The following is a 21365-nucleotide window of genomic DNA, read 5'->3' on the forward strand; positions in this document are numbered from 1 at the left end:
GTGAGTCACTGCATACCAATCGGTCAATTTTTATACGAGGCGGTGGCTACCATAAAGGTGAACTGCCCCTTGTCAAGTAGACACAACAATTAATTAAAAACACATATTTAAACTGCATACTCTCTGTACTCCAACGGAGCCATGCAGTTTAATCTTTTTTGAAACCTCTCGTTGTTGTAAAATTCAATATAATTAATAATTCTGTCTTTTAATTCTTCTAAAGAATTAAACTCTTTACCATAAAACATCTCTGTCTTTAATATACCAAAAAACCCTTCCATTGGTCCATTATCTATACATTTACCTACCCTTGACATACTATGCTTCATCCCTTGACCTTNAGTTCTTGACTTTAGAGCCTCTTCTCCTTTTTCCTTGTACTTTACATACCATGAGGCGACAGTTGTATCTCCTGCATTTATTTCCTTGGCTATTTCTATGAATGATTTGTTTCCTTTTTCGTATTCTTTACATGCTTGTATTTTTGTTTCTAAGTCAAATTTAATTTTCCCCATTTTTTCTCCTTTTATGGGTTTTTAATTAATTAGACTGTCTACTTTGCATGTATCATACCACCTTTATGGTGGCCATTTCGTCCGTGGAGACTCGATATCCAGCGGTCGAAATATTAAATATAAAAATTATTCCCAAAGCAATTATCACCCTCCCTAAATTTTCCCACAAAAAAACAGCCGCGTTTGCGGCTGCCCTACATTTTTTATTAGAATTCATATTTTACAATGGAATAGGTTTCGGTTTCCAATCTGTCCTTGCCTTTGAGGCCGGTTAGTTCAATCAAAAATCCTATATCCACAACTTCTGCTCCCATATTTTTGAGGAGTTTTTCGCAGGCCATAATGGTTCCGCCTGTTGCCAGTAGGTCATCGACAATCGCAACCCTGTCGCCAGGTTTGATGGCGTCCTTGTGGATGAAGAGTTCGTCTTCCCCGTATTCTTTTTCGTACTTGTAGGATACAGTTTCCCTTGGGAGCTTGCCCTTTTTCCTAACAGGGACAAAGCCTATGCCCAGCTCAACTGCGACTGTGCATCCAAAGATAAAGCCGCGAGCTTCAGGGGCTACAATGTATTTGATCCCCTTGCCTCTTAGTGGTTCTGCGAGTTGCTTGACCGCTTCCCTGTAGGCTTCTGGGTTTTGCAAGAGGGTTGTAATGTCCTTAAAGGATATGCCCTCTTTGGGAAAGTTTTCTATAACTGCTATTTCTTTTTTTAAATCCATAATTTCACTCTTTCTATTCTATAATATCGCCGCGAATTGCCTTGTCTATGGCGATTAGCTCCTCTTCTGAGAGGGGGATATTGGATCCCTTGTTTCTAATTGGCTTGGCATAGCTGATGGACTGGCTGCCAGCGTAAATGCTGGTCAAAATAAAGCCGTTGTAATAGGAGTCCAAAAATGCAATCGAAAAGGACAGGTCGCCACCTCGCCCTAATTTTTCATTGGCCAGGGCATTGTACCTGTAAAAGCCGACCTTGTTTATAGTAAAGCTGTAGGCCTGCTCCAATTTTGCAATCTTTTCTTCTCTCAAGATATTTCCCGTGTGGATGTCATTTATATCTTTTCTAAGTATGCCCAGTAGCTTTTCAAGGTCTATATCTTCGTAGCCGGCCATTTTGTCGAAGCGATTTTTTAGTTTTTTGATTCGATTCATGTTTATTATAACCAGGACTAAAAGTATTGCCGACAATCCGACTAGCCCGTAGATAATTTCCATTTGATATTTTTCTAACATGTTTTTACCTAATTATCTTGAATTATTTTTTCTAAAATTTTTGCGGCTTCATGGACCTCATCCATGGTGTTAAAGTAGCCAAAGGAAAATCTTACCATGCCCTGGTCTAGGGTATGGAAGTGTTTGTGGGAAAGCGGTGCACAGTGCATTTGGCTGCGAACGGCAACCTCCCCTTCCCTGTCTAGGGCCATGGCCACTTCGGCGCTGTCCCTGTCACTTATATTTAAACTTACTATGCTGGTGATTTGGTCATCGGATTCAATCCCGTAGACTATTACTCCAGGCATATCTTTTACCAGCCTATAAAAAGTCTTGGCCAAGTCTTTGACATGGGCTTCGATATTTTCTATGCCAACTTCATTAATCCAGTCTATACCTGCGCCCAGACCCACAATTCCGTGGAGGTTTTCAGTGCCCGCCTCGTACTTGTCGGGTGCAAAGTCCGGGTGGACCAGGGACTGGCTGCGTGATCCCGTGCCGCCAACCATAAAGGGTAAAACAGCGGTCTCGTCACGTACATACAAAAAGCCTGTTCCCATGGGCCCCATTAGAGCCTTATGGCCAGGTGCTGCCAAGAGGTCAATCCGCGCCTCTTCCACATCTATTGGCATGTGGCCAATGGATTGGGCTGCATCGACCAAAAATAATATATCTCTGGATAGGCTGTTGCCAATTTTTTTGATGTCTTTGACCCTGCCAACCAAGTTATCCACGTGGGAGATTGCAACCATCCTCGTGTTTGGCTTGATGGCTCTTAGGATATTATCCGCAAGGTCATCAATTGGACAATCCAAAATATCCAAGTCAACTCCCCTCTCCTCTAAAACGTGGAGGGGGCGGAGGATGGAATTGTGTTCATATACACTTGTAATGACGTGGTCTCCAGCTTGGAGAGACCCAAACATTGCGATATTTAAGCCTTCAGTACAGTTTTTTGTAAAGGCTATATTTTTTGTAGACTCTGCATTTATCAGGTCTTTTATTTTTTCGCGCACCTTAAAGACCTCACGAGCTGACTTCATAGCCAGCTGGTGAGCTCCTCTGCCCGGGTTTGCAGCATAGTCAAAAGCCTGGGCCACAGTCTCCTTTACAGAGGGAGGCTTGGGCCAAGAGGTTGCTGCATTGTCCAGATAAATCATATTATTGGAGTTTTGAGTAAACGATCTTTAGAGTTTCAGCTTTTTTATCTGCTGCTTCTTTTAGAAGTTCGTCTGCTTTCTTTCTGATGCCGTTTGCGTATTCTTCGTCTTTAATTGAATTTACGTTGATTAGTACATTAAAGAGAGCTCCTTCAAGTCCTGATTGAAGTAGAAGAGTGCCAACTCCAACGTCTGTGATAGCGTTTTTGTTGCCGCAGTTTGCGTAAATGCTTTGTAGATTTAGAGCCTTTAAGCAGAGTTCAGCTGCTCTTAGAGGAATTTCAAGAGCTTTCTTGTAGCCTTCTTGGATAGCTGCACTTCTAGCCTTCTTTTCTTCGTCAGTTTCCTTTGGAAGTTTGAAAGCTGCCATAACATCATCAAAGCTTGATGCGTCTGTGTCAACGATTTCTTCTAGCTCTTCTCTGATTGGATCGAGTTCAGCTTGGATTTTTTTCATTTCAGCTTTTTCGTCTTCTGTGAGACCTTCAAAAGCTTTTTTGTCGATTGTGAGGCTGCCAACCATTTGAGTTAGGGCAACACCGAGTGAACCTGCATAGGCTGAAACGCTTCCGCCGCCTGGTGCTGGAGCTTCTCCAAAAACTTCCTTATTGTAATCTCTTAAGCTTAAATCAATTAATTTCATATTGTCCTCCTATAATTTTAAAAATATTTTGCTTTTCTCTCCTATTATATATATGATGAACGTAGATGCAGTCTATAAATGCATTACGCTATCAGTAACTATCCTGCCAACTCCGCTCATTACGATTTGGCCATCTTCCCTGTAAATCTCAATTAGGCTGGGCCTCTTCATGGCCTGGCCTTGGTAGATTGTAATGTGGTCGCTGCCAATTTTATCCAAGAGGATTTTTCCAACTGAAGCCGCTGCAGAACCTGTGGCCGCTTCTTCAAAAAATCCAATGGCTGGTGAAAAATACCTGGTGTAGGCAAATTTCTTGTCCCCGTCAACTGAGGCGTAGACTAGGTATAAGCCAGATGCCTTGAGGTCTTCACTCAAAGTTATCAGGTCAAACATATCGGGCTTTGCCATATCTAAGGTCTCCTTGTCTTTGACAAAGACAATCAGGTCGTGGTTAAAGTAACCGCCCAGATGAATGTCGCCAAGCTTGTCTTCTTCGATTCTTAAAATCTGTCCAATCCTGGACTTGTCGACGCCGGCATTCTCTAGTTTAAAATATTTATTATCCATAACTATGCCGATCTTATCGACTTCATAGTCCTTGTAATCTATATTTACATCTAGGATTTCCCCGTCCTTTAATTCCAGCTCTGCCCTCTTGGTTCCCTCTTCTATAGGCCTGATGTAGCCCATGTTGGACAGGACATAAAAGGCGCCCAGGGCTGCGTGGCCAGAAAATTTTATCTCCTGGGTCGGGGTAAAAAATTCTATAAAAAATCTACCGCCCTCACGATTGTGGATAAAAGCACTCTGTGAGAGGTTGATCTCATTTGCAATTTGCGGATAATACATTTGAGGGACTTCTTCGCACTCCGGCACAACTGCGGCCGGGTTACCGCCAAAGCGGCACTGCGTGAAGCTATCAATTGTAATTAGCCTTAAGTCCATTAAATTCATATAATCACCCTTCTTATTATATCAAATGTGATTTAATAGTTCAATTAGTCGGTCCAGCTCGTCCATGGAATGATAGTCGATGACTATAGACCCCCTGCCCTTTTTGTCGTTGATGCGAACCTTAGCCATAAATTTATTTTGCAGGTCCTCTTCAATCTCTTTAATAAAAATATTTTCTACAGTCCCCTTGGCCTTCTTGGATTCTTTTTCCGTTTGACGGACATTTAGGCCCAGGGTTTTAATTTTTTTGGCCAAGGCCTGCTGGTCCTTTAGAGGCAGGCCAGATAATACTTTAGCGTGGCCAAAGCTAATAGCCCCAGACCTTACATCTTCCATTACATGGGGGTCCAGCTTTAAGAGTCTAAGGACGTTTGCCACATGGCTCCTGCTCTTGCCAATTTCCTTGGCAAAGTCAGACTGAGTTAGGCCAGCTTCCTTCATGAGCTCTTCATAGCTCAGGGCCTCTTCAATCGGATTTAGATTTTCCCTTTGAATATTTTCAATCAAGGAAAGCTTTTTGATGTCTTCCTTGGGGAAGTCTCTAACAATAGCTGGGATCTTGTCTCTGCCCAGGCTAATGGTCGCCCTGTACCGTCTCTCCCCTGCAACTATCATATACCCATCTTCAAATGGAGTTAACAGGATTGGCTCCAAAAGTCCGTGGGATTTTATACTCTCTGCCAATTCCTTTATGGCGTCCTCGTCAAAGTCCTTGCGAACTTGGTCAGGATTGGCCTTGATTTTACTTAGCTCTATTTCTTGGATTTCTTCCTTGGGGATGTGCTTGGTCTCTTCGACTTGTTCGAAAAGTGCGTCCAAGCCCTTGCCCAGTGATTTATTTTTTCTCATATAGACTCCTTATCTAAAGCGCTTGTCAAATTCATTCGCAAACTTCTTATAAGCTTGGGCACCGGCAGATCTTTTATCGTAGTCAAAAATGGATAGACCGTGGCTGGGTGCCTCCGCAAGGGTTACGTTTCTGGGTATGGAAGTTTTAAAGACCAAGTCCTTAAAAAATCCTCTGACTTCTGCCTCTACATCCTGGGCCAGATTATTTCTGGTGTCATGCATGGTTAAGACAATGCCCTTGATCTCAAGGCCAGAATTATAATTTTCCTTGACCAGGTTAACCGTCTTCATCAGCTGGGTCACGCCTTCAAGCGCGTAGTATTCAGACTGGATGGTCGATATAACCCCGTCGCTAGCGTTCAGGCTCATAAGCGAAAGTATGCCCAGACTTGGGGGACAATCGATAAAAATGTAGTCGTAAAGAGGACTGACCTCTTGCAATTTATTGCGAAGGAGATAATGCCAGTTGCCATTTACAGCTAGCTCGATTTCCATACCTGCAGAATCACTGGACCCAGCTATGAGCTTTAGGCCCTTGTGAGTGGTATCGGAAATCACAGAAGAAATATCTGCATCCTCCATGATGAGCTTATAGATATTGCCCGCAATTTCAGTGGAATCATCTGCCAGCCCTGAGCTTAAATTTGCCTGTGGGTCCACGTCGACAACCAAGACCTTGCGGCCCTTGTCAACCAAGGCTGCAGCCAAGTTCAAGGTCGTTGTGGTCTTGCCAACGCCGCCCTTTTGATTAAAAAAAGATAAAATATTTGCCATAAGCCCTCCTATAATTATAATACCATAAAAGGGCCAAGAATAAAAGACTAAGGGGATTTATTTTTTAAAATGTTCCACGTGGAACAATCAAGAAATAAATTGTGATTTAAAATTGCGAGCATACGGTCATGAAATTTGAAATAATAATGCGATTTGCAAATCAAAGATGTGGGACAACAGAATTGGAAGAAGAAATTTCAATTTAAAATCATGAACACAAGGCCGTGTAAAGTTAAATGAAAAACGCAATTTGCAATTGAAGGCACGCTGCTAGCATATTAGGAATAAAAAAAACAATTTCAAACGCAAGATGAAAATCAACAGAATTGGAAAAATAAACTGTAATTTAAAATTAGAAGCATATAGGCAGGAAAGTTGAAATAAAATTTTAATAATTAAACAAAGATGAACAGCGACAAAACTTGAAAAACAAATTGCCATTTAAAATTAAAAGTACAAGCACAAGAGCAAATAAAATAAAAATTGTTCCACGTGGAACAATTAATAAGTAATAACTTACAATGCAGACAAGAATGCAAATAAAAGTCAGACTTTAAATGCAAGTTAAAAACAAAGAAAACTAATCGTCAAGCACGACTAGAAATAAAAATGCAGGTGAGCGATAAAAATAAAGGAAGATATGATTAATATAAAACACATAAGCAAAGGTAATTACAACAAAAGCTAGAGCACAAGATAAAACACAAATAAAAATAATGTTCCACGTGGAACATTATTTGTTTAAAATCTTAATAAGGTCTTCAATTGTATTTATATCTGGGAGCTTGCACTCGGATTTTATCCTGGCTATTGTCGGCTGTCTGAGGCCGGCTTTTTCTAAAAGTTCTTTTTGACAGAAGACTTGGTCCTTGGTCCCAGATGCGATTATTTGCCCCTGGCTGAGAACGCTGGCATGGGTGCATATGTCGTAGATAAAATCCATATCGTGGGAAGAAATTAGAATGCCAACGCCCTCACTTGCCAAGGCTTTGATCAGCTGGGTCATGTTTTCCGTTAGTCGGGGGTCCAGGCCCGCTGTGGGTTCATCAAATAGGATATAGTCGGGCTCCATGGCGAGGACACCTGCTATGGCCACCCGTTTTTTCTGCCCGTAGCTAAGAGCGTGGGCAGGGCGGTCAAGCAGATCTTCTATCTCGAGTTTGTTTGCAAGAACCTTTAGTTTGGCCTCGATATATTCATCTGACCTTTTAAGGTTTCTAAGAGGGAATACTATGTCATCTCTGACATTTGAGTAAAAAATCTGCTTGTCTGGATTTTGCATGACAAGGTTGACCCTAGTCCTATAGTCCCTTAGCTCTTTCTTTTTGAAAATGACTTCTTTGCCTTCCAAAAAAATTTGTCCAGAGCCGGGCGTATTTAATCCCAGTATATTGAAGAAGAGCGTGGATTTGCCCGCACCGTTTTCGCCCACCAGAGCATGGACTGTTGATTTTTCAATTGTTAAATTTATATCCTTGATCCCAAATTTGCTTTGGGGGTAAGAGTAGTTTAAATTTTTGATTTCTAACATTGTTCACCTAATAATAAAAATTTCCGTCAAATAGCTTGAGGTCCAGGGCATCTTCCCATTCACCGTAAGAACTTAGCATGTCTATAAAGAGCTTGGACCCCATGAGGCCAGAGGATTTAATCATCATCCATTTGGTGTCGTTTGCGTGTTTTAATTCCATGGCCACATGCATGTCTTTAAATTCCATCATAAAAAAGTTTATATACCTGTACATAAGGATAAACTGCTCCACAAAAACTCGAGGTAGGTGGAGGTCCTTAAAGATCATAATGGTTTGGTTGATGGGTATTGTCAGGGCCATAAAGTATGTGCAAGTTATACATGCAAAGCTCCTCACAAAGGTCTGGTAGGCACTTGTAAGGGCCTGGGAATTGGTGCCGATGTAAAGTCTTCCTATTATAATATAGTATTCGACATTTTCCTTTATCTTTGTTATTGTAAGGACCATTGCAATCAAAGAAATAATAATAAAACCAAGGGGTAATTTATATAATTTAAAAAGTGGTCTGGCCGGAATTTTTGCCCCAAAAATCATGACTAGAACCACGGCTATAGCGATTGCTGCCTGGGCATAAATGCTGTTTATACTCAGGGATAAAATAAGTAAGGCAAAACCCAAGAGCATTTTCACTCTCGGGTTTTTCTTGGTAAAATTATTATTGTATGCGATTTGGTCAATCGTCATTATTTATTTGCTCCTTGTTTTTTGCCCTTATTATAGCCAAAGTAATAGCCTATAACAATTGCGCCGATAGCTGCTTGGAAGGCAAACAAAAAGCTTTCGATTTCGCCTGAGGCTGGTTCGTAAATACTTTCAAACCAAGGTTCGAAATCTGGGTTTGCTTCGGCTATTCTTTCTTCGGCTGCGTCATCAGCTCCGCCAAATTCTGCGTCTTTTTGAATCATAAAAGGCACTACAAATAGAGCCACCATTAAGATGATGAGGATTATCTTAGTTGACTTTTTCATATAAAATGCCTCCTTCGTACTTGACAATTGCGTTGTAAATAAGGACTGTTAGGATACCTTCCATTACAGCAATTGGAAGTTGGGTGATTGCAAAAATTTCCAAATAGCTTAGGACTGATGCACCGAATGTTGGATTAGGGAAGGCCAGACCGAGCTCAATTGAGGTTACGATGTAAGTCCCTAAGTCAGATAGGAAGGCTGCTAAAAATACAGCTATTAGGTCGCTTACATTCATCTTCTTCATTAGCTTGTAAACTCCGACAGCTATATAGGCACCAATAATGGCCATTGATAGGGCGTTAGCACCTAGAGTTGTCAGTCCACCGTGTGCAAGTAAGATGGCTTGGAAGATTAGAACAATTGTTCCAAGGACAAACATTGGGCCTGCGCCAAACAATATTGCCCCAAGGCCAATACCTGTTGGGTGTGAGCATGATCCTGTCATTGCTGGTAATTTAAGCGATGATAGCAAAAATACATATGCGCCAGCAAGGGCCAAGAGCATTTTCTTTTCAGGCTTATTTACTGTGATGTCTTTAATTGACTTGATCCCGTAAATCACAAAGGGGATAGCGATTACAAAGTAAATAGCCGCGTGAACCTTTGGCAAGAAGCCTTCTGCTATATGCATGGCGTGAATGCTGTTTGGGACCATTATTGCCATTGCAAAGAGAAGAAAAGCTGCCAGTCTCTTTTGAATTTTCTTCATAAAAAAACCTCCTATATATTCTGCTCCGACAGATATAATGGAGGGTACTAAAAAAATTAGACCCTTCCCACCGAAGCGTCTCTAACTAGTCGCAGGTATCCTGACTCGGCGTCACAGCGTTGACCCTGCCTTCCCTTTAAGTGGCAAGAGGTCGCTCAGCCTATACAGTAGCGGGGGCTGTCCGGATTTACCGGTTCCCTGATATCGATTAGCTATCAACAAGTTCATTCTAACACGAAAAATAAATTATTGCAAGCAAATTGATAGGGAATTATCATTTATTTGTAAAAATATATGTAAAAATTAATTGCAATTAAAAAACTCTTGTGCTACAATGTAGGCAAATTTGAAAAGGAGGTTTCGAAATGAAACAAAGACTACTCGCATTAGTGCTAGCCTTTATGATGATCTTCTCAATCGGATTAAGCGCTGCACCACAAAAGGTCGAATCAAAGGACCTATTAACACAAAACGCCCGCTCATTTATTGACGGTGACGAAATTAAAAATTACGGTCTCAAAGTTGAAGCCAAAGAAAAAACTCTAACCGTAGTTGACGGGGAAGACAAAATCAGCTTTACCGCTGGATCCAATGTCATGACCGTAAACGGCACTGACTTTACAATGGATACCAAGACAATCGCCAAGGACGGCAAGGTATACGTTCCATTTAGGATTTTGTTTGAAACATTAAATTACCAAGTCGGTTGGGACAAGGCTGCAAAAGCTGTTACTCTTGACAAGAAGGCAGAAGCTAAACTTCCTGTTAAAAATGACAAGTACGAAATAAATGAAACTCATTCCAAGATTGTATCAATCGCTCCATCAGTAACTGAAACATTATTTGAAATCGGAGCAGGGGACATGGCCTTAGGCAGAACTGACTACTGCAACTTCCCTAAGGAAGCTGAAAAAGTAACATCAGTCGGCTCAATGATGGAACCTGACATTGAAAAAGTGATTAGCTTGAAGCCAACTTGTGTGCTTGCACAAACTCACTTTAAGGAAGAAGTTTTGGCCAAATTACAAAAGGCTGGCATCAAGGTCTTTGCCATGGAAACACCAAAGTCAATGGAAGAAACTTACAAGTCAATCGAAACAATTGGCCTAATTACAGGCAAAAATGCAGAAGCCAGAGCCCTAGTTGCAACCATGAAGGCAAAGCTCCAAAGCGTTGAAAGATACACCAAAAAATTATCAGCTCCTACTGCATATATAGTAGTAGGCACAGGTGAATACGGTGAATACACCCACGGCAAGGATTCATTTATGGATGATATCCTAAGAATTGCCGGCCTTACAAATGGCCCAAGGGATGCAGAAGGCTTTAAGTATACCTTGGAAAAATTAATCGCCCTAAACCCACACTACATGCTAGTGCCAGCTTTTGCTATCGACCAAGTCAAGACAGACAAGGTTTACAAGGGCCTATCAGCTGTTAATGAAGGCAGGGTAATTGAAATAAATCCAGACATATTCTCTAGACCATCAGCCCGCGTGGTTGATGAAGGAATCAAGGCTCTCTTAAAGATTGCCCACCCAGAAGTTCTAAAGAATTTGGAATTTTAATTTATGAAAAAAACTTTTCTCTTATTGGCCTTGGCGGCTTTAATCGGCCTCATGCTACTGGCAATCGGCTTTGGCTCGGTTGATATTAGCTTTGCGACCATTATTGCAGCTATCAAAAATCTAATAAGAAATGGGGTGGATGGGATTGATTTTACTGATCCCATCCACTTTATTATATTTGAGGTAAGGCTGCCCAGGATTATTTTGTCGGTCCTAACCGGCGGGCTCCTGGCAATGGCAGGCGCTTCATATCAAGCCATCTTCCAAAACCCCATGGCCGATCCATTTGTAATGGGCGTGTCATCTGGGGCGGCTTTTGGTGCGACTATGGCCATTGTATTTTTGCCGGCGACCAGCTTTCTTGGCCACACACTTGTCAGTCTATCGGCCTTTGCCTGCGCGATTATAACTTCGCTTATAGTCTACACGGTCTCACGGACCAAGAGGGGAGTGGACAATTACTCAGTCCTCTTGACAGGTATTGTCATCTCGGCTATTCTTTCCTCGGCCATCTCCCTTATAATGATGGTCCACAAGGACGAGGCCATGTCCATTATCACATGGACCATGGGATCTTTTAATGCCAAGAGCTGGGTTCACGTGGGGACAATTTTTATACCGACACTAATTGCCTTTATCATTACCATTTACCACGGCAAGGACTTAAATCTTCTCGTAATGGGCGAGGAAGAGGCCATATCCATGGGCCTGGATGTAAAAAAACTAAAGCGAAATCTCCTTTTATTATCTGCACTCTTAACATCGCTGGCGGTTTCGGTCAGCGGAATCATCGGCTTTGTTGGCCTTATAGTCCCACATTTTATCAGGCTGATATTTGGCGGCGACCACAAGTTTTTGCTGCCGGCCTCTATGATAGTGGGGGGAATATTTATGGTCCTCGCCGACACCCTGGCCAGGTCGCTTATATCAGGCTTTGAACTCCCTGTGGGCATTATCACCTCGCTAATCGGCGGGCCCCTATTTTTGGTCCTCCTTATCAAACACAAGAGGAGTCTCCAATGAATATTTTAGAAATCAAGAATTTAAACTTCAGCTATGGCAAAAACCAAGTCTTAAAGGATATAAATCTTTCACTTGAAGAAGGAGGCAAACTTATAATTATTGGCCCTAATGGTTGTGGCAAGACCACCTTATTAAAAGTCATTTCAGCCTACTTACAGGCAGATTCAGGCTCAGTCACCCTTGATGGCAGGGACTTGCATTCTTTTACTATAAAAGATCGGGCAAAAATTATTTCAGTCCAACACCAAAATCCAAACAGCTCTTTTGATTTTACAGTCGAGGAAGTGGTGGAGATGGGCCGTTATCCATTTTTATCTTGGACGGGTAAACTGGGCGAGACCGACAAAAAAATCGTGGCCGAACAAATAAATATAATGGAATTGACAGATTTAAAAGATAAATCCATCCTCGAGACCTCTGGTGGAGAAAAGGGGAGGACCATGACGGCCAGGGCCTTTGCCCAATCGCCAAAGCTCATCCTCATGGACGAACCAATTGCAGCCATGGACATAAACCACCAGATTAAGCTCATGAAGACTGTAGAAAAAACCGAGGATAAGAGCTTTATAATTGTCCTCCACGACCTCAACCTAGCCTCGGCCTTTGCAGATAAAATTGCCCTTATGAAAGAGGGGCAGATAGTCGCCCTTGGCAGGCCAGAGGAAGTTATAAATGCCGAAAACATCCGCCAGGTCTACGAGGTCCAAGTGGATGTAATTATGAAAGACGGCAGGCCCTTTATCATCCCAAAATACAGATAAGAAATAAATTCTGGCAATAATTATTAAATTATGGTAGAATAAATATAGAATTTTCTAAAAAAGGATGATTACGATGAAAAAAGATAAAAAATTAAAAGCCTTTGGCTACACCAGCCTCAAGGGCAGGATAATATATACGATAGTTACGCTGATAGTAATATTTATTGGGATCAAAATCATAGACAGCAAGAGTCTGCATTCTTATAATCTAAATTACAGGACCAGCGAGGTCGGCCAGTACCTAGATTTAATGAGCATCTTTGTATTTGTCTACAGCCTCTACTTTATGCTCTACTCATCTCTGGGAGTCTACGACGCCTTTGATTTTATGACCTCCCACCACTCCTACTCGCCCCTGATTTTTACGGTGATTATGGTGGTCCTTGGAGTCATGATGGCCTTTACCGGCATAGACACCATCGGCAGAATGTTTGAAATGAACGGACTATTAGTAGCTCGCCACCAAAACACATTCTCTGGTGTCTACCTCTTTGCCTCAGCTCTAAAGGCAGTCCTCTACAGCGTCCTCATGTATGTGGTTAGAGTTGGTTCGACCTATGTAATGAAAAAACAAAACGAAAACCTCATGAAAAACAACATGGACATGAGAAGCCGGAGGGAAAGACTGGAAAAAATGTTCAAGGAAAGCGAATAAAGGGGCAGTCATGATAAATTATATTAGAGCATTTGCAATAATGCTAAAAGCCCACAAAGGGCAAAGGGACAAGGGCGGCAAGCCCTACTTCACCCACCCCTTAAGAGTTTCTAGGAGGACAAAGGACAAAAGGGCCAAAATCGTCGCCCTCCTCCACGATGTCATGGAAGATAGCGACAAGTATACCTGGGCTGACCTGGATTTTTTGGACCAAGAACAAATCGCAGCCCTAAAAGTCCTGACCCACCAAAAAGACCTCCCATACTTTGAATATATAAATGCAGTCAAAGAAAATACCCTGGCCAGGCAGGTAAAATTGTCCGACCTGGCAGATAATATGAATTTAAAAAGATTAAAGACTATCACAGATAAAGACTTGGAAAGAGTCGAAAAATATAAACAAGCGCAGAGAATGCTCAAGGCACAGTAGAGTGCCTTTTTTATTTGTGGAAATGTTTGTGCAAATTTTTATTTGTAGAAATTTCTATTTGTAGCTATTTATTTACTTTTGCAAATTTTCTTTATTTGTCTCTTCCTATTGCTTATCCTCCCATATACTTTTCTTTACCTTTTATATTCTCATTATATTTTCTCTATTCCTACACTTTTTAAGTTTCATTTTTCCCTGCACAATTAGAATGCTCCTTCATCACCAATAATAATCACTTTTCTCTACTCCAATTCGCAGTGAAGCGTAACGCTTTATCAGGCAGCGGACTAGGAGGGGCTTGTATGAAGATGAGGTGAGAGGGTGAGAATGGTATGGGTGTATAGAATGAGAGTATGATTATTATACGGGTGGGTGAGCGGTGTGTAGAGCATGATTATGAAGCGAGTGAAGGTGAATATTAATATAAATTTTCCGCTGTTCTAGCCCAATTCACGTTGAAGCGTAACGCTTTATCAGGCGGCGGACTAGAGGAGGGGGTGAATATATGCGTGCTATATGTATGAGTGAGCAATGTGTAAGTGTGTGAAATGTGTGTACTATGAGCTGTGTATGTGTATAAGATGTGTGTATGATGACTTGTGTATGTGTATGAATTGTGTGTATGTGGTGTGTAAAGTATGAGTATGAATTTCATGTATAAAACGTGTGTATGTGTATAAATTATGTGTATATGTATAATGTACTGTGTATCTGCATGAACGAAATATATATGCCTGGCGATTAGGTATTTAGAAATTCAAGCGCGAGTTATCGAACCTACGTGCTTGAGGTGTACGCAATTCTAAAGGATGATTTTGATTTTGTTTTATGGCTGGGCTGCCATGGCCCTAGCTATGTAAAAATATTTTTTAAAAAATTTTGCAAAAACATATTGAATTTTTTCTATATGTATGTTATAATAAACTTAAATTAAGAAGGGAGTGACTTTTAATGGCTGAGAACATTTATGAAAATATATCCACCAAGCTCAAGGCAATTTCTGATCAAAAACGCTTGAAGATTGTCGACATGCTTTCTTGTGGAGAGCTATGCGCTTGTGAGATTTTGGAAAAATTTGATATCAGTCAGCCAACCTTGTCCTGTGATATGAAAAAATTGGAAGAGGCCAAGTTGGTTAAGAGCAGGCGAGAGGGTAAGAATATCTACTACAGCTTAAATCAAAAGGCTTTGGGCCATTTGCTGGACCAGCTTACAAGCGTTTTTTCTGACGACCCCGATTGCATTTGCCACTCAAAAGAGCGGATGGATTATTAATTTTTTTATAGAACAGATAGAATTATTCAAATATGTATATGTATAAGGAGGTAGATTGTGGCAGTATAAGGAAGTAAATTATGGCAGACATTAGAGAAGAAGTTAGGAAGTATTATTTAAAAAATTTAAGAAAGGGTGTAAAAAAATGAAAAGAATGTCAATTTATGAACCAGCTATGTGCTGTGATACAGGTGTTTGTGGAGTTAATGTAGATCCTGAACTCGTACGTATGTCAACAGTAATCAACAATTTGAAGCAAAATGGTGTCACTATCGAAAGATACAATCTATCAGGTGAACCAATGGCATTTGCCAATAATGCCAAGGTAAAAGAGGCTTTGGATAAAAATGGAGTCGATATACTGCCATTAATCCTTGTAGACGACGAGATAGTCATAGAAGGCAGATATCCAAAGAATGAAGAAATAATGGAACTTTTACAAATCTCTAAAGATTATTTTAAAGGCAGTAAGCAAAATAAAGGCTGCTGTGGAGATAACAGCTCTTGTTGCTAAGGGGGGATTTATTGTGAAGGAATTTAATCTTGAAAATGTAAAATTAACTAAATATCTATTTTTTACAGGCAAGGGAGGCGTTGGTAAAACATCTGCAGCTTGTGCAACAGCAGTGACTTTAGCAGACGAAGGAAAGAAAGTACTACTTATTAGTACAGACCCTGCTTCAAATCTTCAAGATGTTTTTGAAACTGAATTAGGCGGTGAAGCAAGGCCAATTAAAGCAGTAGATAATTTAGAGGTTATCAACCTAGATCCATTGGAAGCGGCACATAACTACAAAGAAAGTGTAGTAGCTCCTTTTAGGGGCAAGATGCCTGATTCCGTTATTGAGAATATGGAAGAACAGCTATCTGGATCTTGTACAGTTGAGATTGCTGCCTTTAATGAGTTTTCTAATTTCATCACAAATTCTGAGTTCGATGCAGACTATGACCATATTATATTTGATACAGCTCCTACAGGTCATACACTTAGAATGTTACAGCTTCCTTCTGCTTGGACTGATTTTATCAGTGAAAGCACACATGGAGCATCCTGTTTAGGACAGCTATCAGGATTAGAGTCTAGAAAAGAAATCTATAAACAGGCAGTTGAAAATTTAGCGGATGGGGCTTTAACAACCCTGGTATTAGTTACAAGGCCTGATAATACACCGCTTAAAGAGGTAGTCAGAGCATCAAAGGAACTATCTGAGATTGGAATAAAAAATCAAATATTATTGATTAATGGTGTTATAGAAAATTATGATGATGAATTATCTGAAAGTATATATAAGAAACAACAATCAGCCCTTGAAAATATGCCAGATATGTTAACTAAGTTTGATACCTATACGATTCCATTGAGATCATATAACATTACTGGAATCGAATCTATAAGAAATCTCCTTAAGAAGGATCAAATAAATGAAGAAAAAGAGGAAGTAAAGGGCAAACTCTTTAATTTAGATGATGTTGTTAACGATCTTATAAAAAATAATAGAAAAGTAATCTTTACTATGGGTAAGGGCGGTGTAGGTAAGACTACTATTGCAGCTTCTGTTGCCCTCAAGCTAAGCAAACTTGGTAAAAAAGTACATCTAGCTACAACAGATCCCGCTGACCATTTAAAATTTATTATAGATAGTTCAAGCGGACTAGCTATGAGTCATATTGATGAAAAGGAAGAATTAAAAAAATATCAAGATGAAGTGCTTGAAAATGCAAGAAAAACAATGAGTGATGATGATATAGCTTACATTGAAGAAGATTTAAGATCACCATGTACACAGGAAATAGCTGTATTTAGAGCTTTTGCAGAACTCGTGGAAAAAGCAGACGATGAAATAGTAGTTATTGATACTGCTCCTACGGGTCATACCCTATTGCTCTTAGATTCAACTTTAAGTTATCATAGAGAAGTTGAAAGAACACAAGGACAGATACCTGAATCTGTAAGAAACTTGTTGCCTAGATTAAGGGGAGAGGAAACAGAAGTATTAATCATTAGCTTGGCAGAGGCAACCCCATATTATGAGGCATATCGCTTAGAAGAAGATCTAAAGAGGGCATCAATTCATACTAATTGGTGGGTTGTTAATTCATCCTTGTACAAAGCAAATCCAAGTAACAAGATGTTATCTGCCAAAGCAAATGAAGAAGTTAAGTGGATTAACAAGATATTAGATCATACTTCAGGAAAACTTGCCGTCGTTGAATGGACAAAAGAAGACCTTCGTGGTGATAAACTCTATAATATATAGTAGTCAAAGATGAAGAAAACTAAAGTTGCCTTTGTTAGTGTTCACAATTTATGTGGAAGTCAAATTGCTGAAGCACTGACAAAAAATTCGCTGGAGATACTATAGAGCTATATTCTGCAGAGACAGAATTAAAGGATCAAATAAATCAGGATGCAGTAAGGCTTATCAAAGAAATTTATGATATCGATATGGAAGAGACTCAAAAGTCAAAACTTATAGATGATATTCCTAAAGTTGATTATCTAATTACAATGGGATGAGATGTCCTTTGTCCAATTATGCCTTATACTGTTAAAAAAGATGATTGGGGACTTGAAGATCCCAGCGGAAAAAATGATGAAGATTTAAAAGAAGATAATTTAAAAGACCTATTATAAGAATAGGCAGATAAAAAAAGAGGTGAAATTGATGAAAGAAACAAACGAAAAAATTAGTTTTTTTGAAAGATATTTAAGTATATGGGTTTTACTCTGCATGGCTGCAGGTATTTTGATTGCTAGATTTATGCCATCTGTTCAATCTTTCTTACGGTCATTGGAATTTAAGGGTCAAAACATAATATTAACAGTTTTAATGTGGCTTATGATATACCCTATGATGGTTAGGATAGACTTTAAATCACTAAAAAATGTAGGAAAACATCCCCAAGGTATAATTATTTCTACAATAGCAAGCTGGGCAATCAAACCATTTTTAATGTTTGGTCTAGCTACACTTTTCTTCCATTCTGTATTTAGCCAGTTAATACCCGCTAATCTTGCTAATGATTTTGTTACAGGAGCAGTACTCTTAGGTACAGCCCCATGTACAGCCATGGTCTTTGTGTGGAGCAGTCTTACCAATGGAGACCCAGCGCAAACCCTTGTACAGATATCGGTAAATGACATCTTGATACTCTTCCTGTTTGTACCACTTGTACAGCTCCTTTTAGGTTTAAAGGGAATAACTCTACCCATGGATGTTCTCATAATGTCAATAGTGCTTTTTGTTCTTATTCCTTTAGTGGGCGGGTTTTTATCAAGGTACTTTATAATAAAAAATAAGGGAAAAGATTACCTGGAAAATAACTTTATAAAAAAGTTTGACGGAGTAACTACCATAGGACTTCTTCTTACTCTTGTTATTATATTTACTTTCCAAGGAGATATGATAGTAGAACATCCACTTTATGTAGTTTTAATAGCGGTTCCACTAATACTGCAAAATTTGATTTCATTCTCTCTAACATATTTTGTAAGTAAAGTAAGTAAACTACCTCATGAGATTGCAGCGCCAGCTTCTTTAATAGCAGCATCTGACTTTTTTGAACTTTCAGTGGCTGTAGGCATAGCCCTATTTGGTGTAGATTCTCCTGTTGTTCTTGCATCAACTGTAGGGGTTCTTACAGAAGTTCCCGTAATGCTACTCTTAGTAAGGATAGTTAATAATACAAAAAGATCCTTCCCGAGCCTTGAAAGAGATAAATAAAGTTAAGACCTTAGAAAAATGTGCGACTATAAAAATTTAAGCTGACCCCCTGCTTTAGGTAAAATGCAAATTGCAAGTTATGGACTTATGTTTTTACTCCAGCCTTAGTTATAAAGGGCAAAGTATACCCTATGGGAAAGTTTTAAATAAGGATAAAGTGAAAGATTTATTAGAAGAGAAAGGTATAAATTAAAATGAGAAAGCCAAAAGTTGCATTTATATGTGTACACAATAGCTGTAGGAGCCAGATTGCAGAAGCCTTAGGGAAAAAATATGCTGGGGATGTGTTTGAATCCTATTCAGCTGGGACACAAATAAAAGACCAAATAAATCAAGATGCTGTCAGATTAATGAAAGATATATATAATATTGATATGGAGAAAACTCAATATTCAAAGCTGATTTCCGACCTGCCTAATATTGATATATCAATTACTATGGGATGTGATGTAGTCTGCCCGCTTGTAGAAAATCAATATACAGAGGACTGGAATTTAGAAGATCCAACAGGTCAAGATGATGAGTTTTTTAAGAAAATTATATCTGAAATAGAAAAAAATATTAAGGATTTAAGCCTTAGAATTAAGAAAAATGAGATTAATTTGAATGGAAAATATTTGTAATTTTGCCCACAAAAAAACAGCCTGGTAAAGGCTGTTTTTAAATGTTTTATTTTATTATTTCCGCTTTGGATTTTTGAACTTCTTCCTTTGTGTCGCCCACCAAGAGGACCACGTAGTCATCTACTTCGAAGACTTCGGCGGCCCTGAGCTTTTCGGCTTCGGCTGGCAGGTAGCTGGAATAGAGTTCGATTTGGTTTTTCAAAAATTTGTCCAGGGCATCTTTGAGGGCTTTTTTGTCTGAGCCCTTGATGACCAGGATTTGGTTGTTGTTTAAGTTTGTCTCTGGATACATGTACTTGTATTCATCGTAGAGGCTTTCGTCCAGGCCAATAACAAGTGATAGCATGTCTGAATCGCTATCGTCCATGGTAGCTGTGTCCATATTGTCTTTGGCTAGCTGGAAGATTTCGTCGATTGTCTTTGCAGGTTTTTCAGCTGGCTTTTCGGATTTGTCTTCAGCTTGATTTTCTGCTTTATCTTCTGCTTTATCTTCTGGATTATTGGCGGTCTTGTTGCCGCAGCCAAGTGTGAATAGTCCTAGCAGGATTGCCAAGATTAGTGCTGTTTTTCTCACCTATGCCTCCTTGTAATTTTCTTGGATAAACTTCAACCAATAGCGGTAAAAATTTCTATTCAGATGGATGCCGTCTCCTTCATAAAAGTCGGGATGGGCTTTGAGGTAGGGTCTTAGGTCGATAAAAGGGATGCCAAATTCATTTGCCAAATTTGCTAGCCCAGCATTGTAGGCGCTGATCCTTTGGTTGTTGATCCTGGCCATAGCTTTTTTATTTGAGCTATCGGCTGGCAGGACACTGGTGATTGCAACCTTGGTCTTGGGCAAGTTTTGATTGATTTGACTAATTAGGCTCTTGTACCTTTCGATAAAGACATTTACATCATCCACGTAAATCGAATCGTTCATGCCAAGCATTATATAAATATACTTGGGATTTTTCTTTTTAATTTTATCAATACTATTTAAAGATTTTTTGAGATCTTGACCGATGTCGGCCATAACATTATCAGCCTTAACATGTTTGTAGTACATCAGACCGTTTGAAATGCTATCTCCAATAAATAAAGAGTCCTTGTAGACCTCCTTGAAATCCGTCCCATCTGACGGATTTACATCATAATTCGGACCAGAACTCTCAGCTTGTAATAGTATATTAGCTTTCTTGACGCTTTGTTCAGCAGATTTTTGCTCTTTTTGACTTGCATGCACAGAATTTTTTAAAACTATGCCGTAAGTCTTTTCAAGGTCAAGGCTATTTTTAACTTCAAGGCCTTTTGCAAGCGCTTCATTTACAAAGCGAGTGTTTGAAATGTGGATAAATAATCCTAAAATTACCAAGAGACATAGGGGACTAAATTTTAGAAATTTTTTCATAATTACCCCCTATAAAAAAATGGTCGGGGTGAGAGGATTTGAACCCCCGGCCCCATGCTCCCAAAGCACGTGCGCTACCAAACTGCGCTACACCCCGATACTTAAATATTTATTTTGACAATTCAGAATTCTTACACCTCAGGTGTAAAGAAATTCTGGTCTTTGTCGGCTCGTCTCATTGCCATTGGTTAGTTTTCCCAACCAACAAAAACTATTATACATAAGAAATTAATCTTTGTCAAGCAGTTTTTACAAAGAATAAAAAATAATTTTATATGGGAGGCGTATGCCAATCGAATAAAAATTTATGGCCGAAATTCTCCTCAGATTGTTGCAAGCAATCGAACAAAATTTTTCATGTAGCGTCCGATTTATTTCGGACAAAAAAATTTTGCTTTCTTGGGGAAACAATTTTTACAAAGAATAAAAAATATTTTCTTTTTCAAAATTTTCGTCTCCGACTTTTGAAATAAAAATTGCGTTTTATTTTTCAAAATTTTCGTCCGCGCGTTTTGAAATGCAAATTGCATTTTATTTTTCAAATTGTCCGCCCGCACGCTTACAAATAAAAATTACGTTTTATAAATCTCGACCAG

The 21365-nt window shown here is 39.6% G+C and carries 24 protein-coding genes, 1 tRNA gene, 1 pseudogene and 1 riboswitch; of the genes and pseudogenes, 11 read left to right on the forward strand and 15 right to left on the reverse strand.

Annotated elements, in window-relative coordinates; all coding sequences use genetic code 11:
* Window positions 1-107 precede the first annotated feature (107 nt).
* The 12 genes from CUU59_RS08380 to CUU59_RS07830 form a co-directional block, all read right to left on the reverse strand.
* Window positions 108-515, reverse strand: coding sequence for an IS3 family transposase (locus CUU59_RS08380; protein ID WP_099951395.1), 408 nt, complete (start codon window positions 513-515; stop codon window positions 108-110).
* A gap of 206 nt (window positions 516-721) precedes the next feature.
* Window positions 722-1237: an adenine phosphoribosyltransferase gene (locus tag CUU59_RS07780; protein ID WP_075574345.1), complete on the reverse strand. Its 516-nt coding sequence runs from the start codon at window positions 1235-1237 to the stop codon at window positions 722-724.
* Window positions 1238-1250: 13 nt separating this feature from the next.
* Window positions 1251-1751 (reverse strand): DUF4446 family protein, encoded by a 501-nt coding sequence (locus CUU59_RS07785; protein WP_099951396.1) that lies wholly within the window; start codon window positions 1749-1751, stop codon window positions 1251-1253.
* An 8-nt stretch (window positions 1752-1759) separates the two neighbouring features.
* Window positions 1760-2890, reverse strand: coding sequence for an aminotransferase class V-fold PLP-dependent enzyme (locus tag CUU59_RS07790; protein WP_099951397.1), 1131 nt, complete (start codon window positions 2888-2890; stop codon window positions 1760-1762).
* A 1-nt stretch (window position 2891) separates the two neighbouring features.
* On the reverse strand, window positions 2892-3533 hold the full coding sequence (locus CUU59_RS07795; protein ID WP_099951398.1) for a cyclodeaminase/cyclohydrolase family protein: 642 nt from the start codon (window positions 3531-3533) through the stop codon (window positions 2892-2894).
* A gap of 72 nt (window positions 3534-3605) precedes the next feature.
* The gene (locus CUU59_RS07800; protein ID WP_099951399.1) at window positions 3606-4487 is read right to left on the reverse strand and encodes a PhzF family phenazine biosynthesis protein; all 882 of its coding nucleotides are present in this window, start codon (window positions 4485-4487) and stop codon (window positions 3606-3608) included.
* 21 nt (window positions 4488-4508) lie between these two features.
* Window positions 4509-5336, reverse strand: coding sequence for a ParB/RepB/Spo0J family partition protein (locus tag CUU59_RS07805; RefSeq protein WP_099951400.1), 828 nt, complete (start codon window positions 5334-5336; stop codon window positions 4509-4511).
* A gap of 9 nt (window positions 5337-5345) precedes the next feature.
* Window positions 5346-6110 (reverse strand): ParA family protein, encoded by a 765-nt coding sequence (locus CUU59_RS07810; protein ID WP_099951401.1) that lies wholly within the window; start codon window positions 6108-6110, stop codon window positions 5346-5348.
* Window positions 6111-6843: 733 nt separating this feature from the next.
* On the reverse strand, window positions 6844-7641 hold the full coding sequence (locus CUU59_RS07815) for an ABC transporter ATP-binding protein (protein WP_075574338.1): 798 nt from the start codon (window positions 7639-7641) through the stop codon (window positions 6844-6846).
* Window positions 7642-7648: 7 nt separating this feature from the next.
* Complete coding sequence (gene cbiQ / locus CUU59_RS07820) at window positions 7649-8326, reverse strand: cobalt ECF transporter T component CbiQ (RefSeq protein ID WP_099951402.1); 678 nt, start codon at window positions 8324-8326, stop codon at window positions 7649-7651.
* On the reverse strand, window positions 8326-8610 hold the full coding sequence (locus CUU59_RS07825; RefSeq protein WP_099951403.1) for an energy-coupling factor ABC transporter substrate-binding protein: 285 nt from the start codon (window positions 8608-8610) through the stop codon (window positions 8326-8328). The genes cbiQ and CUU59_RS07825 overlap by 1 nt, the downstream gene beginning before the upstream one ends.
* On the reverse strand, window positions 8594-9319 hold the full coding sequence (locus CUU59_RS07830) for an energy-coupling factor ABC transporter permease (protein ID WP_099951404.1): 726 nt from the start codon (window positions 9317-9319) through the stop codon (window positions 8594-8596). Before CUU59_RS07830 ends, CUU59_RS07825 begins: the two co-directional genes overlap by 17 nt.
* 73 nt (window positions 9320-9392) lie before the next feature.
* Window positions 9393-9574, reverse strand: a riboswitch (cobalamin riboswitch).
* Between the two features lie 110 nt (window positions 9575-9684).
* Here CUU59_RS07830 and CUU59_RS07835 point away from each other — a divergent pair.
* The 11 genes and pseudogenes from CUU59_RS07835 to CUU59_RS07890 all read left to right on the forward strand — a co-directional run bounded on the left by CUU59_RS07835 (window position 9685) and on the right by CUU59_RS07890 (window position 19379).
* The gene (locus CUU59_RS07835; protein ID WP_099951405.1) at window positions 9685-10887 is read left to right on the forward strand and encodes a helical backbone metal receptor; all 1203 of its coding nucleotides are present in this window, start codon (window positions 9685-9687) and stop codon (window positions 10885-10887) included.
* 3 nt (window positions 10888-10890) lie between these two features.
* Window positions 10891-11910 carry a FecCD family ABC transporter permease gene (locus CUU59_RS07840; protein ID WP_099951406.1) on the forward strand — a complete coding sequence of 340 codons (1020 nt, stop codon included), beginning with the start codon at window positions 10891-10893 and terminating at the stop codon, window positions 11908-11910.
* Window positions 11907-12671: an ABC transporter ATP-binding protein gene (locus CUU59_RS07845; protein ID WP_099951407.1), complete on the forward strand. Its 765-nt coding sequence runs from the start codon at window positions 11907-11909 to the stop codon at window positions 12669-12671. The genes CUU59_RS07840 and CUU59_RS07845 overlap by 4 nt, the downstream gene beginning before the upstream one ends.
* 73 nt (window positions 12672-12744) lie before the next feature.
* Window positions 12745-13326, forward strand: a complete 582-nt coding sequence (locus tag CUU59_RS07850) for a hypothetical protein (RefSeq protein WP_099951408.1) — start codon at window positions 12745-12747, stop codon at window positions 13324-13326.
* 10 nt (window positions 13327-13336) lie between these two features.
* Window positions 13337-13756 carry a GTP pyrophosphokinase gene (locus tag CUU59_RS07855; protein ID WP_099951409.1) on the forward strand — a complete coding sequence of 140 codons (420 nt, stop codon included), beginning with the start codon at window positions 13337-13339 and terminating at the stop codon, window positions 13754-13756.
* Between the two features lie 951 nt (window positions 13757-14707).
* A complete protein-coding gene (locus CUU59_RS07860) occupies window positions 14708-15031 on the forward strand; it encodes an ArsR/SmtB family transcription factor (RefSeq protein WP_099951410.1) in 324 nt (107 codons plus the stop codon).
* A 145-nt stretch (window positions 15032-15176) separates the two neighbouring features.
* On the forward strand, window positions 15177-15545 hold the full coding sequence (gene arsD, locus CUU59_RS07865) for an arsenite efflux transporter metallochaperone ArsD (protein WP_099951411.1): 369 nt from the start codon (window positions 15177-15179) through the stop codon (window positions 15543-15545).
* A gap of 13 nt (window positions 15546-15558) precedes the next feature.
* Window positions 15559-17289 carry an arsenical pump-driving ATPase gene (gene arsA / locus CUU59_RS07870; protein ID WP_099951412.1) on the forward strand — a complete coding sequence of 577 codons (1731 nt, stop codon included), beginning with the start codon at window positions 15559-15561 and terminating at the stop codon, window positions 17287-17289.
* A gap of 9 nt (window positions 17290-17298) precedes the next feature.
* Window positions 17299-17666, forward strand: a pseudogene (locus CUU59_RS07875) (arsenate reductase/protein-tyrosine-phosphatase family protein).
* A 31-nt stretch (window positions 17667-17697) separates the two neighbouring features.
* Window positions 17698-18756, forward strand: a complete 1059-nt coding sequence (gene arsB / locus CUU59_RS07880; protein ID WP_099951413.1) for an ACR3 family arsenite efflux transporter — start codon at window positions 17698-17700, stop codon at window positions 18754-18756.
* A gap of 194 nt (window positions 18757-18950) precedes the next feature.
* On the forward strand, window positions 18951-19379 hold the full coding sequence (locus tag CUU59_RS07890; protein WP_099951414.1) for an arsenate reductase ArsC: 429 nt from the start codon (window positions 18951-18953) through the stop codon (window positions 19377-19379).
* A 46-nt stretch (window positions 19380-19425) separates the two neighbouring features.
* Here CUU59_RS07890 and CUU59_RS07895 read toward each other — a convergent pair whose 3' ends face one another.
* From CUU59_RS07895 to CUU59_RS07905, 3 genes are all read right to left on the reverse strand, one after another.
* Window positions 19426-19953 (reverse strand): DUF4358 domain-containing protein, encoded by a 528-nt coding sequence (locus CUU59_RS07895; RefSeq protein WP_099951415.1) that lies wholly within the window; start codon window positions 19951-19953, stop codon window positions 19426-19428.
* Complete coding sequence (locus CUU59_RS07900) at window positions 19954-20769, reverse strand: GDSL-type esterase/lipase family protein (protein WP_099951416.1); 816 nt, start codon at window positions 20767-20769, stop codon at window positions 19954-19956.
* 20 nt (window positions 20770-20789) lie between these two features.
* Window positions 20790-20866 (reverse strand) — tRNA-Pro (locus tag CUU59_RS07905).
* Window positions 20867-21365 lie beyond the last annotated feature (499 nt).

It is taken from the genome of Ezakiella peruensis (assembly GCF_900215725.1).
Lineage (GTDB): Bacteria > Bacillota > Clostridia > Tissierellales > Peptoniphilaceae > Ezakiella > Ezakiella peruensis.

What these genes read in the sequence shown, in the direction of transcription:
- CUU59_RS07780 (WP_075574345.1), bottom strand. Translation starts at nt 1,237, where the DNA reads ATGGATTTAAAAAAAGAAATAGCAGTTATAGAAAACTTTCCCAAAGAG.
- CUU59_RS07785 (WP_099951396.1), bottom strand. Translation starts at nt 1,751, where the DNA reads ATGTTAGAAAAATATCAAATGGAAATTATCTACGGGCTAGTCGGATTG.
- CUU59_RS07790 (WP_099951397.1), bottom strand. Translation starts at nt 2,890, where the DNA reads ATGATTTATCTGGACAATGCAGCAACCTCTTGGCCCAAGCCTCCCTCT.
- CUU59_RS07795 (WP_099951398.1), bottom strand. Translation starts at nt 3,533, where the DNA reads ATGAAATTAATTGATTTAAGCTTAAGAGATTACAATAAGGAAGTTTTT.
- CUU59_RS07800 (WP_099951399.1), bottom strand. Translation starts at nt 4,487, where the DNA reads ATGAATTTAATGGACTTAAGGCTAATTACAATTGATAGCTTCACGCAG.
- CUU59_RS07805 (WP_099951400.1), bottom strand. Translation starts at nt 5,336, where the DNA reads ATGAGAAAAAATAAATCACTGGGCAAGGGCTTGGACGCACTTTTCGAA.
- CUU59_RS07810 (WP_099951401.1), bottom strand. Translation starts at nt 6,110, where the DNA reads ATGGCAAATATTTTATCTTTTTTTAATCAAAAGGGCGGCGTTGGCAAG.
- CUU59_RS07815 (WP_075574338.1), bottom strand. Translation starts at nt 7,641, where the DNA reads ATGTTAGAAATCAAAAATTTAAACTACTCTTACCCCCAAAGCAAATTT.
- cbiQ (WP_099951402.1), bottom strand. Translation starts at nt 8,326, where the DNA reads ATGACGATTGACCAAATCGCATACAATAATAATTTTACCAAGAAAAAC.
- CUU59_RS07825 (WP_099951403.1), bottom strand. Translation starts at nt 8,610, where the DNA reads ATGAAAAAGTCAACTAAGATAATCCTCATCATCTTAATGGTGGCTCTA.
- CUU59_RS07830 (WP_099951404.1), bottom strand. Translation starts at nt 9,319, where the DNA reads ATGAAGAAAATTCAAAAGAGACTGGCAGCTTTTCTTCTCTTTGCAATG.
- CUU59_RS07835 (WP_099951405.1), top strand. Translation starts at nt 9,685, where the DNA reads ATGAAACAAAGACTACTCGCATTAGTGCTAGCCTTTATGATGATCTTC.
- CUU59_RS07840 (WP_099951406.1), top strand. Translation starts at nt 10,891, where the DNA reads ATGAAAAAAACTTTTCTCTTATTGGCCTTGGCGGCTTTAATCGGCCTC.
- CUU59_RS07845 (WP_099951407.1), top strand. Translation starts at nt 11,907, where the DNA reads ATGAATATTTTAGAAATCAAGAATTTAAACTTCAGCTATGGCAAAAAC.
- CUU59_RS07850 (WP_099951408.1), top strand. Translation starts at nt 12,745, where the DNA reads ATGAAAAAAGATAAAAAATTAAAAGCCTTTGGCTACACCAGCCTCAAG.
- CUU59_RS07855 (WP_099951409.1), top strand. Translation starts at nt 13,337, where the DNA reads ATGATAAATTATATTAGAGCATTTGCAATAATGCTAAAAGCCCACAAA.
- CUU59_RS07860 (WP_099951410.1), top strand. Translation starts at nt 14,708, where the DNA reads ATGGCTGAGAACATTTATGAAAATATATCCACCAAGCTCAAGGCAATT.
- arsD (WP_099951411.1), top strand. Translation starts at nt 15,177, where the DNA reads ATGAAAAGAATGTCAATTTATGAACCAGCTATGTGCTGTGATACAGGT.
- arsB (WP_099951413.1), top strand. Translation starts at nt 17,698, where the DNA reads ATGAAAGAAACAAACGAAAAAATTAGTTTTTTTGAAAGATATTTAAGT.
- CUU59_RS07890 (WP_099951414.1), top strand. Translation starts at nt 18,951, where the DNA reads ATGAGAAAGCCAAAAGTTGCATTTATATGTGTACACAATAGCTGTAGG.
- CUU59_RS07900 (WP_099951416.1), bottom strand. Translation starts at nt 20,769, where the DNA reads ATGAAAAAATTTCTAAAATTTAGTCCCCTATGTCTCTTGGTAATTTTA.